Source organism: Pseudomonas pudica, assembly GCF_015680405.1.
Classification (GTDB): domain Bacteria; phylum Pseudomonadota; class Gammaproteobacteria; order Pseudomonadales; family Pseudomonadaceae; genus Aquipseudomonas; species Aquipseudomonas pudica.
Genome location: NZ_JADLJS010000005.1, coordinates 170,532 through 190,220 on the forward strand (window position 1 = coordinate 170,532; position 19,689 = coordinate 190,220).

At 64.0% G+C, this 19,689-nt stretch carries 22 protein-coding genes; all 22 read left to right on the forward strand.

Going from position 1 to position 19,689, the window contains the following annotated elements:
* Nucleotides 1–9: 9 nt before the first annotated feature.
* The 22 genes from fliS (at nucleotide 10) to fliR (ending at nucleotide 19,689) form a co-directional block, all read left to right on the forward strand.
* Nucleotides 10–405: a flagellar export chaperone FliS gene (gene fliS / locus IRZ77_RS06095; RefSeq protein WP_085601617.1), complete on the forward strand. Its 396-nt coding sequence runs from the start codon at nucleotides 10–12 to the stop codon at nucleotides 403–405.
* A 14-nt stretch (nucleotides 406–419) separates the two neighbouring features.
* Complete coding sequence (locus IRZ77_RS06100) at nucleotides 420–716, forward strand: hypothetical protein (protein WP_003257286.1); 297 nt, start codon at nucleotides 420–422, stop codon at nucleotides 714–716.
* 166 nt (nucleotides 717–882) lie between these two features.
* The gene (fleQ, locus tag IRZ77_RS06105; RefSeq protein ID WP_046614590.1) at nucleotides 883–2,358 is read left to right on the forward strand and encodes a transcriptional regulator FleQ; all 1,476 of its coding nucleotides are present in this window, start codon (nucleotides 883–885) and stop codon (nucleotides 2,356–2,358) included.
* Nucleotides 2,359–2,655: 297 nt separating this feature from the next.
* The gene (locus IRZ77_RS06110; RefSeq protein WP_230386480.1) at nucleotides 2,656–3,873 is read left to right on the forward strand and encodes a sensor histidine kinase; all 1,218 of its coding nucleotides are present in this window, start codon (nucleotides 2,656–2,658) and stop codon (nucleotides 3,871–3,873) included.
* Entirely contained in the window at nucleotides 3,873–5,228 is a 1,356-nt protein-coding gene (locus IRZ77_RS06115; RefSeq protein WP_046614588.1) for a sigma-54-dependent transcriptional regulator, read from the forward strand. The genes IRZ77_RS06110 and IRZ77_RS06115 overlap by 1 nt, the downstream gene beginning before the upstream one ends.
* A gap of 219 nt (nucleotides 5,229–5,447) precedes the next feature.
* Nucleotides 5,448–5,780, forward strand: coding sequence for a flagellar hook-basal body complex protein FliE (fliE, locus tag IRZ77_RS06120; RefSeq protein WP_013973606.1), 333 nt, complete (start codon nucleotides 5,448–5,450; stop codon nucleotides 5,778–5,780).
* Nucleotides 5,781–5,795: 15 nt separating this feature from the next.
* Nucleotides 5,796–7,574, forward strand: coding sequence for a flagellar basal-body MS-ring/collar protein FliF (gene fliF / locus IRZ77_RS06125; protein WP_046614587.1), 1,779 nt, complete (start codon nucleotides 5,796–5,798; stop codon nucleotides 7,572–7,574).
* Nucleotides 7,567–8,586 carry a flagellar motor switch protein FliG gene (gene fliG / locus IRZ77_RS06130; RefSeq protein ID WP_003257289.1) on the forward strand — a complete coding sequence of 340 codons (1,020 nt, stop codon included), beginning with the start codon at nucleotides 7,567–7,569 and terminating at the stop codon, nucleotides 8,584–8,586. The genes fliF and fliG overlap by 8 nt, the downstream gene beginning before the upstream one ends.
* A 182-nt stretch (nucleotides 8,587–8,768) precedes the next feature.
* The gene (gene fliH / locus IRZ77_RS06135; protein WP_108480242.1) at nucleotides 8,769–9,557 is read left to right on the forward strand and encodes a flagellar assembly protein FliH; all 789 of its coding nucleotides are present in this window, start codon (nucleotides 8,769–8,771) and stop codon (nucleotides 9,555–9,557) included.
* On the forward strand, nucleotides 9,547–10,905 hold the full coding sequence (fliI, locus tag IRZ77_RS06140; RefSeq protein ID WP_046614585.1) for a flagellar protein export ATPase FliI: 1,359 nt from the start codon (nucleotides 9,547–9,549) through the stop codon (nucleotides 10,903–10,905). Before fliH ends, fliI begins: the two co-directional genes overlap by 11 nt.
* Before the next feature lie 6 nt (nucleotides 10,906–10,911).
* The gene (gene fliJ / locus IRZ77_RS06145) at nucleotides 10,912–11,364 is read left to right on the forward strand and encodes a flagellar export protein FliJ (protein WP_046614584.1); all 453 of its coding nucleotides are present in this window, start codon (nucleotides 10,912–10,914) and stop codon (nucleotides 11,362–11,364) included.
* Nucleotides 11,365–11,519: 155 nt separating this feature from the next.
* Entirely contained in the window at nucleotides 11,520–11,825 is a 306-nt protein-coding gene (locus IRZ77_RS06150; protein WP_013973600.1) for an STAS domain-containing protein, read from the forward strand.
* An 8-nt stretch (nucleotides 11,826–11,833) separates the two neighbouring features.
* Nucleotides 11,834–13,525: a fused response regulator/phosphatase gene (locus IRZ77_RS06155; RefSeq protein ID WP_046614583.1), complete on the forward strand. Its 1,692-nt coding sequence runs from the start codon at nucleotides 11,834–11,836 to the stop codon at nucleotides 13,523–13,525.
* A gap of 48 nt (nucleotides 13,526–13,573) precedes the next feature.
* Entirely contained in the window at nucleotides 13,574–13,921 is a 348-nt protein-coding gene (locus tag IRZ77_RS06160; protein ID WP_046614582.1) for an Hpt domain-containing protein, read from the forward strand.
* 72 nt (nucleotides 13,922–13,993) lie between these two features.
* Nucleotides 13,994–15,262, forward strand: a complete 1,269-nt coding sequence (locus IRZ77_RS06165; RefSeq protein WP_108480240.1) for a flagellar hook-length control protein FliK — start codon at nucleotides 13,994–13,996, stop codon at nucleotides 15,260–15,262.
* A gap of 156 nt (nucleotides 15,263–15,418) precedes the next feature.
* On the forward strand, nucleotides 15,419–15,916 hold the full coding sequence (fliL, locus tag IRZ77_RS06170; protein WP_025340078.1) for a flagellar basal body-associated protein FliL: 498 nt from the start codon (nucleotides 15,419–15,421) through the stop codon (nucleotides 15,914–15,916).
* 9 nt (nucleotides 15,917–15,925) lie between these two features.
* Entirely contained in the window at nucleotides 15,926–16,894 is a 969-nt protein-coding gene (fliM, locus tag IRZ77_RS06175) for a flagellar motor switch protein FliM (RefSeq protein ID WP_013973595.1), read from the forward strand.
* Nucleotides 16,895–16,941: 47 nt separating this feature from the next.
* Nucleotides 16,942–17,412 (forward strand): flagellar motor switch protein FliN, encoded by a 471-nt coding sequence (fliN, locus tag IRZ77_RS06180; protein ID WP_046614701.1) that lies wholly within the window; start codon nucleotides 16,942–16,944, stop codon nucleotides 17,410–17,412.
* Between the two features lie 12 nt (nucleotides 17,413–17,424).
* Nucleotides 17,425–17,859 (forward strand): flagellar biosynthetic protein FliO, encoded by a 435-nt coding sequence (fliO, locus tag IRZ77_RS06185; protein ID WP_046614700.1) that lies wholly within the window; start codon nucleotides 17,425–17,427, stop codon nucleotides 17,857–17,859.
* Entirely contained in the window at nucleotides 17,859–18,614 is a 756-nt protein-coding gene (fliP, locus tag IRZ77_RS06190; RefSeq protein ID WP_003257293.1) for a flagellar type III secretion system pore protein FliP, read from the forward strand. The genes fliO and fliP overlap by 1 nt, the downstream gene beginning before the upstream one ends.
* Before the next feature lie 21 nt (nucleotides 18,615–18,635).
* Complete coding sequence (gene fliQ / locus IRZ77_RS06195) at nucleotides 18,636–18,905, forward strand: flagellar biosynthesis protein FliQ (RefSeq protein ID WP_046614580.1); 270 nt, start codon at nucleotides 18,636–18,638, stop codon at nucleotides 18,903–18,905.
* A 7-nt stretch (nucleotides 18,906–18,912) separates the two neighbouring features.
* Nucleotides 18,913–19,689, forward strand: a complete 777-nt coding sequence (gene fliR / locus IRZ77_RS06200; protein WP_046614579.1) for a flagellar biosynthetic protein FliR — start codon at nucleotides 18,913–18,915, stop codon at nucleotides 19,687–19,689.

Here is a 19,689-nt window from a genome sequence, read left to right on the forward strand (position 1 = left end):
GGCAGATCCATGAACCCGATGTTGGCCCTTCGGCAGTACCAGAAAGTCAACGGCGCAGCGCAGACGTCCGAAGCCAGCCCGCACCGCCTGGTGCAGATGCTCATGCAGGGCGGCCTTGATCGCATGGCGCAGGCCAAGGGTGCCATTGCCCGCAACGACATCGCGCAAAGGGGCATCCTCATTGGCAAGGCCATCGACATCATCGGCGGCCTGCGTGAAGGCCTGGACCTGGAAAACCATGCCGACAGCCTGGCTGAGCTGGACAGCTTGTACATGTACATGAGCCGCCGCCTGATCGAGGCCAACGTCACGGGTGACCCGGCCATCATCGACGAGGTCGCGCGCCTGCTGATCACTGTGAAAGAAGGTTGGGACGCAATCGGCGATCAGTCGTCGGCTTCCTGATAAAGGAGGATGACATGAGCGAAGTAATCGCCCGGATCGAGCAGACTCGGGAAATGCTGCTGGCGGCACTGGCCGAGCGTAACTGGGAGGCTGTCGGCGAGCTGGACCTGGAATGCCGCTTGCGCATCGGTGACATGGTGAGCGAGGCGAAAGGCAACGAGGCCGATGTCAGTGCCAGCCTTGAGCAGTTGTTGGCCGTATATCGTCAACTAATCGATGTTGCAAGTGGTGAACGTCAATCCTTGGTGGATGAAATGACGAAAATCCGTCAGGCGAAGAACGCGGCAAAGGTATACCATTTGTTCACCTGACCACAGACGTTGCCAAAAGCCATGCGCCATTAATTTGACTGGCTGGTTTTTTTTGACTTTACTAGTGGCTGTTTTCGAATTTCAGACGTCCGAACACTGACCATTCAGTCGGAATGATGTCGAGCACGCCCTCGGGCGCCGATATGACTAGGGAAGTTGCTATTGCATGTGGCGTGAAACCAAGATTCTGCTGATCGACGACGACAGCGCACGCCGCCGCGACCTGGCGGTGGTGCTTAACTTCCTCGGCGAAGAAAACCTCGCTTGCTCCAGCCAGGACTGGCAGCAGGTGGTCGAGCCGTTGTCTTCGAGTCGCGAAGTGCTGTGCGTGCTTATCGGCACTGTAAATGCCCCGGGCAGTGTGCTTGGGCTCGTTAAGACAGTGGCTGGGTGGGATGAGTTCCTTCCGGTTCTGCTTTTAGGTGAAATTTCTTCTGCGGAGTTCCCGGAAGACCTTCGCCGCCGGGTGCTTTCCAACCTGGAAATGCCGCCAAGCTACAGCCAGCTGCTGGATTCGCTGCACCGTGCCCAGGTCTATCGCGAGATGTACGACCAGGCGCGCGAGCGTGGTCGCCAGCGCGAACCCAACCTGTTCCGCAGCCTTGTCGGTACCAGCCGTGCCATTCAGCACGTGCGGCAGATGATGCAGCAGGTGGCCGATACCGATGCCAGCGTGCTGATCCTGGGTGAGTCCGGCACCGGCAAGGAAGTGGTTGCGCGCAACCTGCACTACCACTCCAAGCGCCGCGAAGCGCCGTTCGTGCCGGTCAACTGCGGTGCGATCCCGGCCGAGCTGCTGGAAAGCGAACTGTTCGGCCACGAGAAGGGCGCCTTCACCGGGGCGATCACCAGCCGTGCCGGGCGTTTCGAGCTGGCCAACGGCGGTACCCTGTTCCTCGACGAAATCGGCGACATGCCGTTGCCTATGCAGGTCAAGCTGTTGCGCGTGCTGCAGGAGCGTACCTTCGAGCGCGTGGGTAGCAACAAGACCCAGAGCATCGACGTGCGCATCATCGCCGCGACCCACAAGAACCTCGAGACCATGATCGAGGAGGGCACGTTCCGCGAAGACCTGTACTACCGCCTGAACGTGTTCCCCATCGAGATGGCGCCGCTGCGTGAGCGGGTGGAAGACATCCCGCTGCTGATGAACGAGCTGATCTCGCGCATGGAGCACGAGAAGCGCGGCTCTATCCGCTTCAACTCCGCGTCGATCATGTCGCTGTGTCGTCATGGCTGGCCGGGCAACGTGCGCGAACTGGCCAACCTGGTCGAGCGCATGGCGATCATGCACCCGTACGGGGTGATTGGCGTGTCCGAGTTGCCGAAGAAATTCCGTTACGTCGATGACGAAGACGAGCAGATGGTCGACAGCCTGCGCAGCGACCTGGAAGAGCGCGTGGCGATCAACGGCCATACGCCGAACTTCAGCAACCACGCCATGTTGCCACCTGAAGGCCTGGACCTGAAGGACTACCTGGGTAGCCTGGAGCAAGGCCTGATCCAGCAGGCGCTGGACGATGCCAACGGTATCGTTGCACGCGCAGCTGAACGTTTGCGTATTCGCCGCACCACCCTGGTAGAGAAGATGCGCAAGTACGGCATGAGCCGTCAGGGCGGCGAGGAACAGGCGGAGGATTGACGCCTGTCGGTTGCCTGTACCGGCCTCTTCGCGGGCGCGCCCGCTCCCACAGGATCGATGCACAGCTTGAATTCGGTGATATCCCTGTGGGAGCGGGCAAGCCCGCGAAGAGGCCGGCACAGGGAGCCAAAATCTCGAGTACTGCGCAAGGCTTGAAGCCTGCACGGTCCCTGTGGGAGCGGTCATGCCCGCGAAGAGGCCGGTACAGGGAGCCAAAATCCCTATCTCCGGCACGGCTATTGCTACACCCTTGGCAACACACCGTTTTTATGACGGTCAGCCACGCGAGAGAGCAAGATGCCCCAGGCCGCCCACGTATCCCTAGCCCCCGATCCGCAGGGGCAATCCCTGGTCGAGCAGGAAAGCCGCCAGGGTGTCGAACAAGCCTTCGCCCTGTTCAATCAGGTGTCCAGCCAGCTGAGCCAGTCCTACAGCCTGCTCGAAGCCCGGGTCAGCGAACTCAAGGGCGAGCTGGCGGTGGTCAGCGCCCAGCGCATCGATGAACTGAGCGAAAAGGAACGCCTGGCCAACCGCCTGCAGAACCTGCTGGACCTGCTGCCCGGCGGGGTGATCGTGATCGATGGCCAGGGCCTGGTACGCGAAGCCAACCCGGCCGCCTGCGAACTGCTCGGCGAGCCGCTGGTCGGCCAGCTGTGGCGCCAGGTGATCGCCCGCAGCTTTGCCCCGCGCAAGGATGACGGTCACGAAGTCTCGCTACGTGATGGCCGCCGCCTGTCCATTGCCACTCGCTCGCTGGATGCCGAGCCTGGCCAGCTGGTGTTGCTCAACGACCTGACCGAAACCCGTCGCCTGCAAGACCAATTGGCCCGCCACGAGCGCCTGTCGTCGTTGGGGCGCATGGTCGCTTCGCTGGCGCACCAGATTCGCACGCCACTGTCGGCGGCGATGCTCTACGCCAGCCACCTGGCTGATCCCGAACAGGAGCTGGGCGCGGAAACCCGCCAGCGCTTTGCCGGCACCTTGAAGGAGCGCCTGCACGAGCTGGAACACCAGGTACGCGACATGCTGGTGTTCGCCCGTGGCGAGCTGCCGTTGAGTGATCGGGTCACGCCAAAAGCCTTGTTCCAGGCCCTGCAGCAGGCTGCCCAGGTGCATGTGCAGGGGCACGCCGTGCGCTGGCAGTGCGACAGCCACCTGGGTGAGCTGCTATGCAACCGCGACACCCTGATTGGTGCATTGCTCAACCTGATCGAAAATGCGCTGCAAGCCAGCGATGGCCCGGCGCGACTGAAGGTGCACCTGTTCCGCCGCGAGCGCAGCCTGCACCTGTGTGTAAGCGACGCCGGCAGTGGCATCGATGCCGAGCTGCTCGGCCGCCTGGGCGAGCCGTTCCTCACCACCAAGGCCACTGGCACCGGCCTGGGCCTGGCCGTGGTCAAGGCCGTGGTGCGCGCGCACCAGGGTACGCTGCGCCTGCGCTCGAAGGTTGGCCGTGGTACCTGTGTGCGAGTGGAGCTGCCGTTGATCGACGGGCAGCTGGCGGAGGGCATGTAATGGCGATCAAGGTGCTGCTGGTCGAGGACGACCGCGTACTGCGCCAGGCGCTGAGCGATACCCTGGAAATCGGCGGCTTCGCCTACCAGGCGGTGGGCAGTGCCGAAGAAGCGCTGGAAGCGGTGCTGGAGGAGGCCTTCAGCCTGGTAGTCAGCGATGTGAACATGCCAGGCATGGATGGGCACCAACTGCTGGCCCAGCTGCGCCGCCAGCATCCGCAATTGCCCGTGTTGCTCATGACTGCGCATGCAGCGGTGGAGCGTGCCGTCGAGGCGATGCGCCAAGGGGCCGCCGACTATCTGGTCAAGCCATTCGAGCCCAAGGCATTGCTCAGCCTGGTCGAGCGGCATGCCGCCGGGCGCGTGGCTGAAGAGGAAGGCCCGGTGGCCTGCGAACCGGCCAGTCGACAGTTGCTGGAATTGGCCGCACGGGTGGCGCGCAGTGACTCGACCGTGCTGATTTCCGGCGAATCCGGTACCGGCAAGGAAGTGCTTGCGCGCTTCATTCACCAGCAGTCGCCGCGGGCGGCGCAGCCTTTCGTGGCGATCAATTGTGCTGCCATCCCCGACAACATGCTCGAGGCCACGCTGTTCGGCCACGAGAAGGGTGCCTTTACCGGTGCCATCGCTGCCCAGGCCGGCAAGTTCGAGCAGGCCGAAGGTGGCACCTTGCTGCTCGACGAAATCTCGGAAATGCCAATGGCCTTGCAGGCCAAGCTGCTGCGGGTGCTGCAGGAGCGCGAGGTGGAGCGCGTAGGCGGGCGCAAGCCGATCAGCCTGGATATCCGCGTGCTGGCCACCACCAACCGTGACTTGGCTGGCGAAGTGGCGGCCGGGCGTTTCCGCGAGGATCTTTATTACCGTCTGTCGGTGTTCCCCCTGGCCTGGCGCCCGCTGCGCGAACGCCCGGGTGACATTCTGCAACTGGCCGAGCGCCTGTTGGCGCGTCACGTGGCCAAGATGAAGCACGCCCCGGTGCAGCTGTCGCCCCAGGCCCGGGCCTGCCTGCAGGCGTATGCCTGGCCGGGCAATGTACGCGAACTGGACAACGCCCTGCAGCGGGCGCTGATCCTGCAGCAGGGAGGGGTGATCGAGGCGGCGGATTTTTGTCTGGCAGGCGCCATTCCATTGTCAGCTGGCATCGAGCCATCGCCAGAGGTGGTAGCCGAGGCTGGCGGGCTGGGCGATGACATGCGTCGTCATGAGTACCAGATGATCATCGACACCCTGCGCGCCGAGCGCGGCCGCCGCAAAGAGGCGGCCGAACGCCTGGGGATAAGCCCGCGTACCCTGCGCTACAAGCTGGCGCAGATGCGCGATGCCGGGTTTGACGTCGAGGCCAGCCTGTTCGGCTGACGGGCAATATATACCGCTGCTGGCGCGGTCCCCGTGTGGGAGCGGGCGTGCCCGCGAAGAATTCGACGCGGTGGCGGGCACCGGCTGCGCCGGTGTTCGCGGGCACGCCCGCTCCCACAGGGATCGCGTTGCTCGCCAAGGCTGGCACCTTTGTTGCTTTAGGTTGGCTATCCGCCGCATCACTGTCAAAAAAATGCGGCCGCAGGAGAGAGAAGGGTCATGAGCCAAGGTGTTGAATTCAATCGTCTGATGTTGGACATGCGGGCCATGCAGGCCGATGCCATGTCGCTGCCCAAGGTGGCTGCCGCCCCCGAGTTGGCACCGGGGCAGAGTACCTTTGCCGACATGCTCGGCCAGGCCATCGGCAAGGTGCATGAGACGCAGCAGGCTTCGACCCAGTTGGCCAACGCTTTCGAGATCGGCAAGAGTGGTGTCGACCTCACCGACGTGATGATCGCTTCGCAAAAGGCCAGTGTGTCGATGCAGGCACTGACCCAGGTACGCAACAAGCTGGTCCAGGCGTACCAGGACATCATGCAGATGCCGGTTTGAGGACGGACGTAAACCATGGCTGAAGCAGTCGTCGACAACCCCCCTGCCAAAAGCGGCCCGCCCGCGGCCAAGCCGCCGCTGTTCGGCATGGCGTTTCTGGAAAACATCGCGCAGATGCCCATGCTGCGTCAGATCGGCCTTCTGGTCGGCCTGGCCGCCAGCGTGGCGATCGGCTTTGCCGTGGTGCTGTGGTCGCAACAACCCGATTACCGTCCGCTGTACGGTAGCCTGGCGGGCATGGACACCAAGCAGGTCATGGATACCCTGGCCGCTGCCGACATCCCTTACAACGTCGAGCCCAATTCCGGCGCTCTGCTGGTCAAGGCCGACGACCTCTCCCGTGCGCGCCTGAAACTGGCGGCCGCCGGCGTGGCACCGAGCGATGGCAATGTCGGCTTCGAGCTGCTCGACAAGGAGCAGGGCCTGGGCACCAGCCAGTTCATGGAAGCCACCCGTTACCGTCGCAGCCTGGAAGGCGAGCTGGCGCGTACCGTGTCCAGCCTGAACAACGTCAAGGGTGCGCGCGTGCACCTGGCCATCCCGAAAAGCTCGGTGTTCGTGCGTGACGAACGCAAGCCCAGTGCTTCGGTACTGGTCGAGCTGTACCCGGGCCGTGCCCTGGAAGCCGGGCAGGTGATGGCCATCGTCAATCTGGTTGCCACCAGCGTGCCGGAACTGGACAAGTCCCAGGTCACCGTGGTCGACCAGAAGGGCAACCTGCTGTCCGAGCAGATCCAGGACACCGCCCTGACCCAGGCAGGCAAACAGTTCGACTACAGCCGCCGGGTGGAAAGCATGCTCACCCAGCGGGTGCACAACATCCTGCAGCCGGTGCTGGGCAATGACCGCTACAAGGCCGAAGTGTCCGCCGACCTCGACTTCAGCGCGGTCGAATCCACCTCCGAGCAGTTCAACCCAGACCAGCCGGCGCTGCGCAGCGAGCAGTCGGTCGACGAACAACGTGCCAGCAGCCAGGGCCCGCAAGGTGTGCCCGGCGCGCTGAGCAACCAGCCGCCAGGCCCGGCCTCGGCACCGCAGACCACCGGTGGTGCCGCTACCCCGGCCGCGGCCATACAGCCTGGCCAGCCGCTGGTGGATGCCAACGGCCAGCAGATCATGGACCCGGCCACCGGCCAGCCGATGCTCGCGCCGTACCCGTCGGACAAGCGCCAGCAAAGCACCAAGAACTTTGAGCTGGACCGTTCCATCAGCCACACCCGTCAGCAGCAGGGGCGCATGACCCGCCTGTCGGTGGCGGTGGTGGTGGACGACCAGGTCAAGATCGACCCGGCCACCGGCGACGCCACTCGTGCGCCATGGGGCGCCGAGGACCTGGCACGCTTCACTCGCCTGGTACAGGACGCGGTCGGCTTCGATGCCAGCCGTGGCGACAGCGTGACGGTGATCAACGTACCGTTCGCCGCTGACCGTGGCGAAGAGATCGCCGACATCGCCTTCTACCAGCAGCCGTGGTTCTGGGACATCGTCAAGCAAGTGCTGGGCGTGGTGTTCATCCTGGTGCTGGTGTTCGGTGTGCTGCGGCCGGTACTGAACAACATTACAGGGGGCGGCAAGCAGGCTGCCTCGGATAGCGACATGGAGCTGGGCGGCATGATGGGTCTGGATGGCGAACTGGCCAACGACCGCGTCAGCCTGGGTGGCCCGACAAGCATTCTGCTGCCTAGCCCGAACGAGGGTTACGAGGCACAGCTCAACGCAATCAAAGGCCTGGTGGCCGAAGACCCGGGCCGGGTTGCCCAGGTCGTGAAAGAGTGGATCAACGCCGATGAGTGATAACCGAGCCGTTACCGCCAAGCTGAGCCGCGTCGACAAGGCAGCGATCCTCCTGCTTTCGCTGGGCGAGACCGATGCCGCCCAGGTGCTGCGGCACATGGGGCCCAAGGAAGTGCAGCGGGTGGGTGTGGCCATGGCGCAGATGGGCAATGTGCACCGTGAACAGGTCGAGCAGGTGATGAGCGAGTTCGTCGAAATCGTCGGCGACCAGACCAGCCTGGGCGTGGGCTCCGATGCCTATATCCGCAAGATGCTCAACCAGGCCCTGGGCGAGGACAAGGCCAACGGCCTGGTCGACCGCATCCTGCTCGGTGGCAACACCAGCGGCCTGGACAGCCTGAAGTGGATGGAGCCGCGCGCCGTTGCCGACGTGATCCGCTACGAGCACCCGCAGATCCAGGCTATCGTGGTTGCCTACCTCGACCCCGACCAGGCCGGCGAAGTGCTGAGCAACTTCGACCACAAGGTGCGCCTGGACATCGTCCTTCGCGTGTCGTCGCTGAACACCGTGCAGCCGGCGGCGTTGAAGGAGCTGAACCAGATCCTCGAGAAGCAGTTCTCGGGCAACTCCAACGCGGCGCGTACCACCTTGGGCGGCATCAAGCGCGCCGCCGACATCATGAACTTCCTCGACAGCTCGGTGGAAGGTGCACTGATGGACGCGATCCGCGAGATCGACAGCGACCTGTCGGAGCAGATCGAAGACCTGATGTTCGTCTTCAACAACCTGGCCGACGTCGACGACCGTGGCATCCAGGCGCTGCTGCGCGAAGTCTCGTCCGACGTGCTGGTGGTGTCGCTCAAGGGCGCCGACGAGCGGGTCAAGGACAAGATCTTCAAGAACATGTCCAAACGTGCGTCGGAGCTGTTGCGCGACGACCTGGAGGCCAAGGGGCCGGTGCGGGTCAGCGACGTGGAAACGGCGCAGAAGGAAATCCTCACCATCGCCCGCCGCATGGCCGAGGCCGGCGAGATCGTGCTCGGCGGCAAGGGTGCCGAGGAAATGATCTGATCCACCAGGGCAGGCAAATGAATTTTGCGGCCTGGTGCGGTACTTGTGGGAGCTGGCTTGCCGGCGATGAGGCCGGCCCAGGCACCGCTGCTGTATGGCAAGGGCTTCGCCCTTGATCGCCGGCAAGCCAGCTCCCACAGGGCCCCGCATTTGTCGAACAGGCTTGTTGAGTACCTGAAAACATGTCCACCAAAGAACATCACCCCAGCGACCTGATCCGCGCCCGCGACCTCGAGGGCGTGGACGTATGGGCGCTGCCCAGCTTCGACCCGGAGCCTGAGCCCGAACCGGAGCCGGAACCCGAGGTAGTCGAGGAAGAAGTCGAGGAAGTGCCGCTGGAAGAAGTCCAGCCGCTGACCCTGGAAGAACTCGAGGCCATCCGCCAGGAGGCCTACAACGAAGGCTTCGCCACCGGTGAGCGCGAGGGCTTCCATAGCACCCAGCTCAAGGTCCGCCAGGAAGCCGAAGAAGCACTGAAGACCAAGCTGGAAAGCCTCGATCGGCTGATGACCAACCTGATGGAGCCGATCGCCGAGCAGGACACGCAGATCGAGAAGGCCCTGGTCCACCTGGTGGCGCACATGACCCGCCAGGTGATCGGTCGTGAACTGCGCGGCGATTCCAGCCAGATCACCCAGGTACTGCGCGAAGCGCTCAAGCTGCTGCCCATGGGCGCGGACAATATCCGCATCCACCTCAACCCGCAGGATTTCGAGCTGGTCAAGGCCCTGCGCGAACGCCATGAGGAAAGCTGGCGGCTGCTCGAGGACAGCGCACTGCTACCAGGCGGCTGCCGTATTGAGACCGCGCACAGCCGCATCGACGCAACCATGGAAACCCGCATCGATAAAGCCGTGACACAACTGTTCGACCAGTTGCACGACCATTCGCTGCACCCGGCAGCGCCGGACATGACGATAGACCTGAATAGCCTGCCAGAGCACGCCGTGGGTAGCCCGGATGCATCTTGAGCGCACCAGTTTCGGCAAGCGCCTGGGCAGTTACGCCGAGGCCATCGAGCTGCCGGCCCAGCCCGTCGTCGAGGGCCGCCTGCTGCGCATGGTCGGCCTCACCCTGGAAGCCGAAGGCCTGCGCGCTGCAGTCGGCAGCCGCTGCCTGGTAATCAACGACGACAGCTACCACCCGGTGCAGGTGGAGGCCGAAGTCATGGGCTTTGCCGGGCCCAAGGTATTCCTCATGCCGGTCGGCAGCATCGTCGGCATCGCCCCCGGCGCCCGGGTGGTGCCGCTGGATGACAGCGGCCGCCTGCCCATGGGCATGAGCATGCTCGGCCGCGTGCTCGACGGCGCCGGCCGCGCGCTGGATGGCAAGGGCGGGATGAAGGCCGAGGACTGGGTGCCGATGGACGGCCCGGTGATCAACCCGTTGAATCGCGACCCCATCAGCAAGCCGCTGGATGTGGGTATTCGCAGCATCAATGGCCTGCTCACCGTCGGGCGCGGCCAGCGCCTGGGCCTGTTCGCCGGTACCGGTGTGGGCAAGTCGGTGTTGCTGGGCATGATGACCCGCTTCACCGAAGCCGAGATCATCGTCGTCGGCCTGATCGGTGAGCGGGGCCGCGAGGTCAAGGAGTTCATCGAGCATATCCTTGGTGAAGAAGGCCTCAAGCGCTCGGTGGTGGTCGCTTCGCCCGCCGACGATGCGCCGCTGATGCGCTTGCGTGCTGCCATGTATTGCACGCGTATTGCCGAGTACTTCCGCGACAAGGGCAAGAACGTGCTGTTGCTGATGGACTCGCTGACCCGTTTCGCCCAGGCCCAGCGTGAAATTGCCCTGGCCATCGGCGAGCCGCCGGCCACCCGGGGTTACCCGCCGTCGGTGTTCGCCAAGCTGCCCAAGCTGGTGGAGCGGGCCGGTAACGGCGAGCCTGGTGGTGGTTCGATCACCGCGTTCTATACCGTGTTGTCCGAGGGTGACGACCAGCAGGACCCGATTGCCGACTCGGCGCGTGGTGTGCTCGATGGCCACTTCGTGCTGTCGAGGCGGCTGGCCGAGGAAGGCCACTACCCGGCCATCGACATCGAGGCCTCGATCAGCCGGGTCATGCCCCAGGTGGTCGATGCCGACCATTTGCGCCAGGCGCAAAAGTTCAAGCAGTTGTGGTCGCGCCTGTCGCAAAGCCGCGACCTGATCAGCGTGGGTGCCTATGTGGCCGGTGGCGACCCGGAAACCGACCTGGCCATTGCCCTGCAATCGAAGCTGCTGGAGTTTCTGCGCCAGGGCCTGCGCGAGAGCGTGGACATGGCGCAAAGCCGCGAACAGTTGGGGGCGATCTTTGCGCCCCCGGCGGGCGGTTGATAGGCCATGGCGCTGCCCGGACGTGCCGCGCGCCTGGCGCCGGTGGTGGACATGGCCGAAGAGGCCGAGCGCCAGGCCGCCCAGCGCCTTGGGCAGTTCCAGCAGCAGGTGGCTACGGCCCAGGCCAAGCTGGCCGAGCTCGAGCGGTTTCGCGAGGATTACCAGCTGCAATGGATCAACCGTGGCGGGCAGGGGGTAAACGGTAGCTGGCTGGTCAATTACCAGCGCTTCCTCGGGCAGCTGGAAACGGCCATGACCCAGCAGCGCCAGAGCCTGGTCTGGCACCAGAACAACCTCAACAACGCGCGCGGCACATGGCAGCAGGCCTATGCCCGTGTCGAAGGCTTGCGCAAGCTGGTGCAGCGCTACCAGGAGGAAGCTCGGCGGGCCGAAGACAAGCGTGAGCAGCGCTTGCTCGACGAGCTGTCACAACGCCTGCCGCGGCAGAATCACCTATAGCCTGTACTGGCCTCTTCGCGAATTAGCGGAGATCCTGTGGGAGCGGGTTTACCCGCGAAGAGGCCGGGACGGGCAGCCCCCATGCTTGCCACCCCCGCCATCGCCTGCTAAACTTGTAAGGAGTTGCATCCGCCATCATCGAAGGAATCGCTAGCATGGCAGTCGAGACTGATTTTTCGCAGGACGGGAAAAAGCTGACGATAAAGATCAAGGGGCGCTTCGATTTCGGCAAGCACCAGGAATTTCGTGATGCCTACGAACGCCAGCCCAGCCGGCCCGACTCGGTGGTCGTCGACCTGAAGGACACTACCTACCTCGACAGTTCCGCGCTCGGCATGCTGCTGTTGCTGCGTGACCATGCGGGCGGCGATGAGTCGGATGTGCGTGTGGTGCATGCCAGCTCCGACGTGCGCAAGATCCTCGCCATCTCCAATTTCGAAAAACTCTTCGATATCAGTTGAGCGCCGATATGCCGGCCGAACAGGCGTTGACCGTGCTGGTTGCCGAAGACGGTGCCGCCGACCGCCTGCTGCTGGCGCAGATCGTGCGCCGTCAGGGCCATCAGGTATTCACCGCGGAAAACGGCGAGCAGGCGGTGGCGCTGTTCATCGAGCGGCGCCCGCAACTGGTGCTGCTGGATGCGTTGATGCCGGTGATGGATGGCTTCGAGGCGGCACGGCAGATCAAGGCGCTGGCGGGCGAAGCGCTGGTGCCGATCATTTTCCTGACTTCATTGAACGAGGAGGAAGGCTTGGTGCGCTGCCTGGAGGCCGGGGGTGACGACTTCATGGCCAAGCCCTACAGTGCGGTGATCCTCGGCGCCAAGATCCGCGCCATGGACCGCCTGCGACGGCTGCAGGCCACCGTGCTGGAGCAGCGCGACCAGATTGCCCGGCACCACCACCACCTGCTCAATGAGCAGCGGGTGGCCAAGGCAGTATTCGACAAGGTGGCCCACTCCGGCTGCCTGGCCGCGCCCAACATTCGCTATCTGCAATCGCCCTATGCGCTGTTCAATGGCGACCTGATGCTGGCCGCGTTCACCCCGTCCGGCGACATGCGGGTGCTGCTCGGCGATTTCACCGGCCACGGCCTGCCGGCGGCGGTGGGCGCGATGCCGCTGGCCGAAGTGTTCTACGGCATGACTGCCAAGGGCTACGGCATGGCGCAGATCCTGCGCGAGATGAACGCCAAGCTCAAACGTATCCTGCCGGTGGACATGTTCTGTTGTGCGCTGCTGCTCAACCTGAGCATGCAGCGCGGTTCGGTGGAAGTGTGGAACGGCGGCATGCCCGATGGTTATCGCCTGGCAGTGGACGGTCAAGTGCTGTCGGCGCTGACTTCGCGACACCTGCCGCTGGGTATACTGGATGCCGAGCGTTTCGATGACAGTACCGAAGTGTTGCCGCTGGCGCCGGGCGAGCGCCTGCTGTTGCTGTCGGACGGCGTGCTGGACACCGCCGACGACCGGGAACGCCTGTTCGGTGTGCAGCGCCTGCTCAGGGTGCTGGCCGACAACCGTGACCCGGTGCGGTTGTTCGACGAAGTGATGCAGGCCCTGGAGCGCTTTGGCGGGCGTCCGCGCGATGACATCAGCCTGTGCGACATTCGTATGTTCAGCGCCGAGGAGCGGGTGCCGGCGCCGATGATCTACTCTGATAGCGGCCGCTCCAGCCCGCTGGACTGGTCGCTGGGGTTCGAGGTTCGTGGCCAGAGCCTCAAGCGCTTCAATCCGGTGCCGTACCTGGTGCAGTTGTTGCAAGAGATTCACGGCCTGCGCGCGCGTACCGGCAACCTGCACAGCGTGCTCAGCGAGCTGTATTCCAATGCCTTGGAGCACGGCGTACTGGGGCTGGACTCGCAGCTCAAGTGTGATGTGCAGGGCTTTGCCGACTATTATCAGGAACGCGCCCGGCGCCTTGGAGTGCTGACCGACGGTTACGTGCGCATCGATTTCCAGGTTGAACCGCATGCCGGCGGTGGGCGTCTGATGATCGAGGTGCGTGACAGTGGTGCGGGGTTCGATGTGCAGCGGGTGTTGTCGCGGCCCTCGCTGGAGCAGGGGCTGAGCGGGCGTGGCCTGAACCTGGTGCGGCGGCTGGCCACCAGCGCGCACTGGAGTGAGGGCGGGCGTTGCGCGCATGTGGAGTTCGTCTGGTGAGCCACGGGTTGGCTCGGGCATAATCTGGCTTGATCAAGGAGTGAACAAGTGACTGACTTGCATATTGACCACAAGGTACTCAGTGACCTGCGTGCGGTCATGGAAGATGGCTACCTGCAGTTGGTGCAGACTTTTCTCGACGATTCCGAACGGCGCCTGGGCCAGCTGCACGCGGCCAAAAGTGCCGAAGAGCTCGGTTCCGCAGCCCACAGTTTCAAGGGCAGCAGCAGCAACATGGGCGCGTTTGCGTTGGCCAGCTTGTGCCAGCAACTGGAGGAGCGTGCAAGGCAGCGTCCTTTGTATGGCATCGAGGACCTGATCAACCGCATCGACCACGAATTCATCGAGGTGCAGCGCTTCTACCAAAGTGAGCAGCAACGCATTTTGGCGGGTTGATACAAGACTTGGCGCGAGTCTTGCCTGTCTCTGGCTGGATGTTTTTTTTGTTTCTGGCGCGGAGACCGCTCGATGCCTGTCGCACCCAACCCATTGTTGCAAGGCAACGCCATTGCCAACACCTCGCGCTCGGCCCCCGTACAGGCCGACAAGCCGCTGCAGGCGCCGGGCGACAAGGGCGACGGCTTCGGCCAGGTAATGGCCAGGCAGGGTCGAGACAAGGCTGCCGGGCAGGACGACAAGGTCGCCCAGACCAAGCCCAAGGACAAGCCCGAGGCGGCACAGGGCGGCAAGAAAGACCCTGCCGACAAACCCGCGGTTGCCGATGACGGCAAACAATTGCCAGCCGACGACCAGGCCCAGGCCGACACCGGCTTGCGCGATGCCAGCCTGGTGGCCGGCCAGGTAACCGACGCCCAGCCTGGCGCACAACTGATCCAGGCCCAGGCCGAAGCGGTGGCGCCGGTGTTGCAGGCCGCCACGGCGCAGGCGCAGGTCACCGCCGAGCTGCCCGAGGAGCCGCTCGCCGAGGAAGCCTTCGACCCTGACTCCGACCCTTTGGCCAACCTGCCTACCCTGCGCCTGGCGCTGGAACAAAGCGCCCAGGCCAAGGGGGCGACGTCGGCGCATGCCTTGGACCCTTCGCAAGCTCAGGGCGAAGAGGGGCAGATGGCCGTCAATACCTTGGCGAATCTGGTCGAGAATGCCGAGGGTGAAACGGGCGAGCCTGGCGACAAGGCCTTTGCTGGCTTGCTCGAAGATGGCCTGAAAGACACCAAGAGCGCTGGCAGCGATACACGCGTAGACGATTTCGCCAACCGCCTGGCCAACCTGACCCAGGCTGCCACGGCCAAGACCGCCAATGCCGTGCCGGCCAATGCCAGCCCATTGCACCAACCGTTGCCGATGAATCAGAACGCCTGGGCCGAGGGCCTGGTCAACCGGGTCATGTACCTGTCCAGCCAGAACCTCAAATCGGCGGATATCCAGCTGGAGCCGGCGGAACTGGGCCGCCTGGACATTCGCGTCAATGTTGCGACGGACCAGTCGACCCAGGTCACCTTCATCAGCGGCCACGCCGGCGTGCGTGACGCCCTCGACAGCCAGGTGCACCGCCTGCGCGAGTTGTTCGCCCAGCAGGGGCTGGCACAGCCGGACGTCAACGTGGCCGACCAGTCGCGCGGGCAGCAGCAACAGCAGCAGGGGCAGGCACAGGGCAGCAACCTGTCCGGGGTGGCGGCGCGCCGGGCCGAGCAGGGTGGGGCAGAGGCAGTCGATAGCGCAAGGCCTGTGGAGCAGCAGGTGGTTGTTGGCGACAGTGCGGTCGATTATTACGCCTGATAACCGTTAGCCTGAGCCGGCCTCTTCGCGGGCGTGCCCGCGAAGAAGGCAGCACCGCAAAACCTGCTGGAACCCATCCTCTGCGAAATCTGGCATAACACTTGCTCAAGCCAAGCCATCCTCCCTTGAACCCCCGATGGACGACGGATTATTGGCATGGCGAAGAGCGAAGCAGTCAAAGACCCCGCCACTAAAGGCAAACTCAAGCTGATCCTGCTGGCAGTCGTCGGCCTGTTGCTGGCGATCGGCCTTTCGGTGGGCGCTACCTGGTTCATCATGCACAAGAGCGAGCCGGCCCCGGCCGCCGATCCTGCAGCCAGCAACGTCAAGCCAGCGGCCATCTACGAAGCGCTGGCCCCGGCCTTCGTGGTCAATTTCAACCAGAACGGCCGCCAGCGCTACATGCAGGTGAGCATCACCCTGCAAGCGCGCAGCCAGGCTGACTTGGATGCGCTCAAGGTGCACATGCCGGTGATCCGCAACAACCTGGTGATGATGTTCTCCGGGCAAGGCTTCGACACCCTGGCCGGCAGCCCGGTGGGGCAGGAAATGTTGCGCCAGAAGGCCACCGCAGTGGTTCAGGAAGTGGCGCAGAAGGAAGTCGGCAAGCCGGTCGTCGACCAGTTGCTGTTCACCAATTTCGTATTGCAGTAGGAGTCCGCAATGGCCGTACAGGACCTGCTGTCCCAGGATGAAATCGATGCCCTGTTGCATGGCGTCGACGACGGGCTGGTGCAGACCGAGAGTGCATCCGAGCCTGGCAGCATCAAAAGCTACGACCTGACCAGTCAGGACCGTATCGTGCGGGGTCGCATGCCGACCCTGGAAATGATCAACGAGCGTTTCGCCCGTTACACCCGTATCAGCATGTTCAACCTGCTGCGCCGCTCCGCCGACGTGGCGGTGGGTGGCGTGCAGGTGATGAAGTTCGGCGAATACGTGCACTCGCTGTACGTGCCGACCAGCCTCAACCTGGTCAAGATCAAGCCGCTGCGCGGTACCTCGCTGTTCATCCTCGACGCCAAGCTGGTGTTCAAGCTGGTGGACAACTTCTTCGGCGGCGACGGCCGCCACGCCAAGATCGAAGGCCGCGAGTTCACCCCCACCGAGTTGCGCGTGGTGCGCATGGTGCTGGACCAGTGTTTCGTCGACCTCAAGGAAGCCTGGCAGGCAATCATGCCGGTCACCTTCGAGTACATGAACTCCGAGGTAAACCCGGCCATGGCCAACATTGTCGGCCCCAGCGAGGCAGTGGTGGTATCCACCTTCCACATCGAGCTGGACGGCGGTGGCGGCGACCTGCATGTGACCATGCCGTACTCGATGATCGAGCCGGTGCGGGAAATGCTGGATGCTGGTTTCCAGTCCGACCTGGACGACCAGGACGAGCGCTGGGTCAAGGCCCTGCGCGAGGACGTGCTGGACGTTGCCGTGCCGCTGACCGCCACGGTTGCCCGGCGCCAGCTGAAGCTGCGCGACATCCTGCACATGCAGCCCGGCGATGTGATCCCGGTGGAACTGCCCGAGCACCTGGTGCTGCGCGCCAACGGCGTGCCGTCGTTCAAGGCGCGCCTGGGTTCGCACAAGGGCAACCTGGCGCTGCAGATCATCGACCCGATCGAACGCCGCTGACGGCGTGCCGGTCGCTCATAACGAATTGAATGCCTGTCGAGGAAACCATGGCTAACGAAAACGAGATCACCTCTGCAGAGGACCAGGCGCTGGCCGATGAATGGGCTGCGGCACTGGAAGAAACCGGTGCTGCCGGCCAGGCAGATATCGATGCACTCCTGGGTGGCGACACCGGTAGCAGCACTGGCGGCGCGGGCCGCCTGCCGATGGAGGAGTTCGCCAGCTCGCCGAAGCCGAGCGAAAACGTCAGCCTCGAAGGCCCTAACCTGGACGTGATCCTGGATATCCCGGTGAACATTTCCATGGAAGTGGGCAGCACCGAGATCAACATCCGCAACCTGCTGCAGCTCAACCAGGGCTCGGTGATCGAACTCGACCGCCTGGCCGGCGAGCCGCTCGACGTGCTGGTCAACGGCACGCTGATCGCCCATGGCGAAGTGGTGGTGGTCAACGAGAAGTTCGGCATCCGCCTGACCGACGTGATCAGCCCCAGCGAACGTATCAAGAAGCTGCGCTGAGTGAAGGGCACGATGCGCGCCATCGCGGCGGTCGCCGCGCTGCTCGCCAGCCAGGCCTGCCTGGCCGCGGCCACACCGGCGGCAACCCCGGCAACCGCGCCTGGCAGCCTCGGTGGGCAGCTGGCGCAGATGGTCTTCGGCCTGCTGTTGGTGGTCGGCCTGATCTTCTTCCTGGCCTGGTTGCTGCGGCGCATGCAAAGCACGGCGGTGAAGGGCGGGCAGGTGATCGAGATCGTCGGCAGCCGGGCCATTGGCCCGCGTGACCGCCTGCTGCTGGTGCAGGTGGGCAAGGAGCAGATCCTGATCGGCCATACCCCCGGCAGCATCGAGACCCTGCATGTGCTGGCCGAACCCGTGGAAGTGCCGGAAAACGCCCGCCAGGCGACGCCGGAGTTTGCCCAGCGGCTGATGGAGCTGATGGGCAAGGACCCTAAGGACAAGAAGTGATGAGTGGCGCGCTGCGTGTGTTGTTGACTCTGGCGCTGCTGCTGGCTGCGCCGCTGGCCCTGGGGGCCGACCCGCTGTCGATCCCGGCCATTACCCTGTCCAATACCGCGGACGGGCAGCAGGAATATTCGGTCAGCCTGCAGATCCTGCTGATCATGACGGCGCTCAGCTTCATCCCGGCGTTCGTCATCCTGATGACCAGCTTCACCCGCATCATCATCGTGTTCTCGATCCTGCGGCAGGCCCTGGGCCTGCAGCAGACGCCGTCGAACCAGCTGCTGACCGGCATGGCGCTGTTCCTGACCATGTTCATCATGGCGCCGGTGTTCGACCGGGTGAACCAGGACGCGCTGCAGCCGTACCTGAAAGAGCAGATGACCGCCCAGCAGGCCATCGACAAGGCCCAGGGGCCGCTCAAGGACTTCATGCTGGCACAAACCCGGCAAAGCGACCTCGACTTGTTCATGCGCCTGTCCAAGCGTACCGACATCGCCGGCCCGGACCAGGTGCCGCTGACGATCCTGGTGCCGGCGTTCGTCACCTCCGAGCTGAAGACCGCGTTCCAGATCGGTTTCATGATCTTCATCCCGTTCCTGATCATCGACATGGTGGTGGCCAGTGTGCTGATGGCAATGGGCATGATGATGCTGTCGCCGCTGATCATTTCGCTGCCGTTCAAGATCATGCTGTTCGTGCTGGTCGATGGCTGGGCCCTGATCATGGGTACCCTGGCCAGCAGTTTCGGCGGCGTCTGACGCCGTCAAGGAGAGCCGCCGATGACACCTGAAGTCGCAGTCGACCTGTTCCGTGATGCCCTGTGGCTGACCACCCTGATGGTCGCCATACTGGTAGTGCCCAGCCTGCTGGTGGGCCTGGTGGTGGCGATGTTCCAGGCCGCCACGCAGATCAACGAACAGACCCTGAGCTTTCTGCCGCGCCTGCTGGTGATGCTGATCACGCTGATCGTCGCCGGGCCGTGGCTGGTGCAGAAGTTCATGGAGTACTTCACCAGCCTCTACACCAGCATCCCGCAGCTGATCGGTTGACGTCCCGATGCTGGAGCTGACCGACACGCAGATCGGCACCTGGGTCGCCACCTTCATCCTGCCGTTGTTCCGGGTGACGGCGGTGCTGATGACCATGCCCATCTTCGGTACCCGCATGCTGCCTGCGCGGGTGCGCCTGTACGTGGCGGTGGCCATCACCGTGGTGATCGTCCCGGCCCTGCCGCCCCTGCCCGAGTTCGACCCGTTGAGCCTGCGCGGCCTGCTGCTGTGTGCCGAACAGGTCATCGTCGGGGCCTTGTTCGGGTTGTCGTTGCAGTTGTTGTTCCAGGCTTTCGTGATCGCTGGCCAGATCGTCGCGGTGCAGATGGGCATGGCCTTCGCGTCGATGGTCGACCCGGCCAACGGCGTCAACGTTGCGGTGATCAGCCAGTTCATGACCATGCTGGTGAGCGTGCTGTTCCTGCTGATGAACGGTCATCTGGTGGCGTTCGAGGTGCTGACCGAAAGCTTCACCACCTTGCCGGTGGGCAATGCGCTGGTAGTCAATCAGTTCTGGGAGATGGCGGGGCGCCTGGGCTGGGTGTTCGGCGCCGGCCTGCTGCTGATCCTGCCGGCTATCGCCGCGCTGCTGGTGGTGAACATCGCCTTTGGCGTGATGACGCGTGCCGCGCCGCAGTTGAACATTTTCTCCATCGGTTTTCCGCTTACCCTGGTCATGGGCATGTTCATTTTCTGGGTCGGCCTGGCCGACATACTTTCCCATTACCAGGCATTGGCCAGCGAAGCGCTGCAATGGCTGCGTGAACTGGCGAGGGCGCGCTGA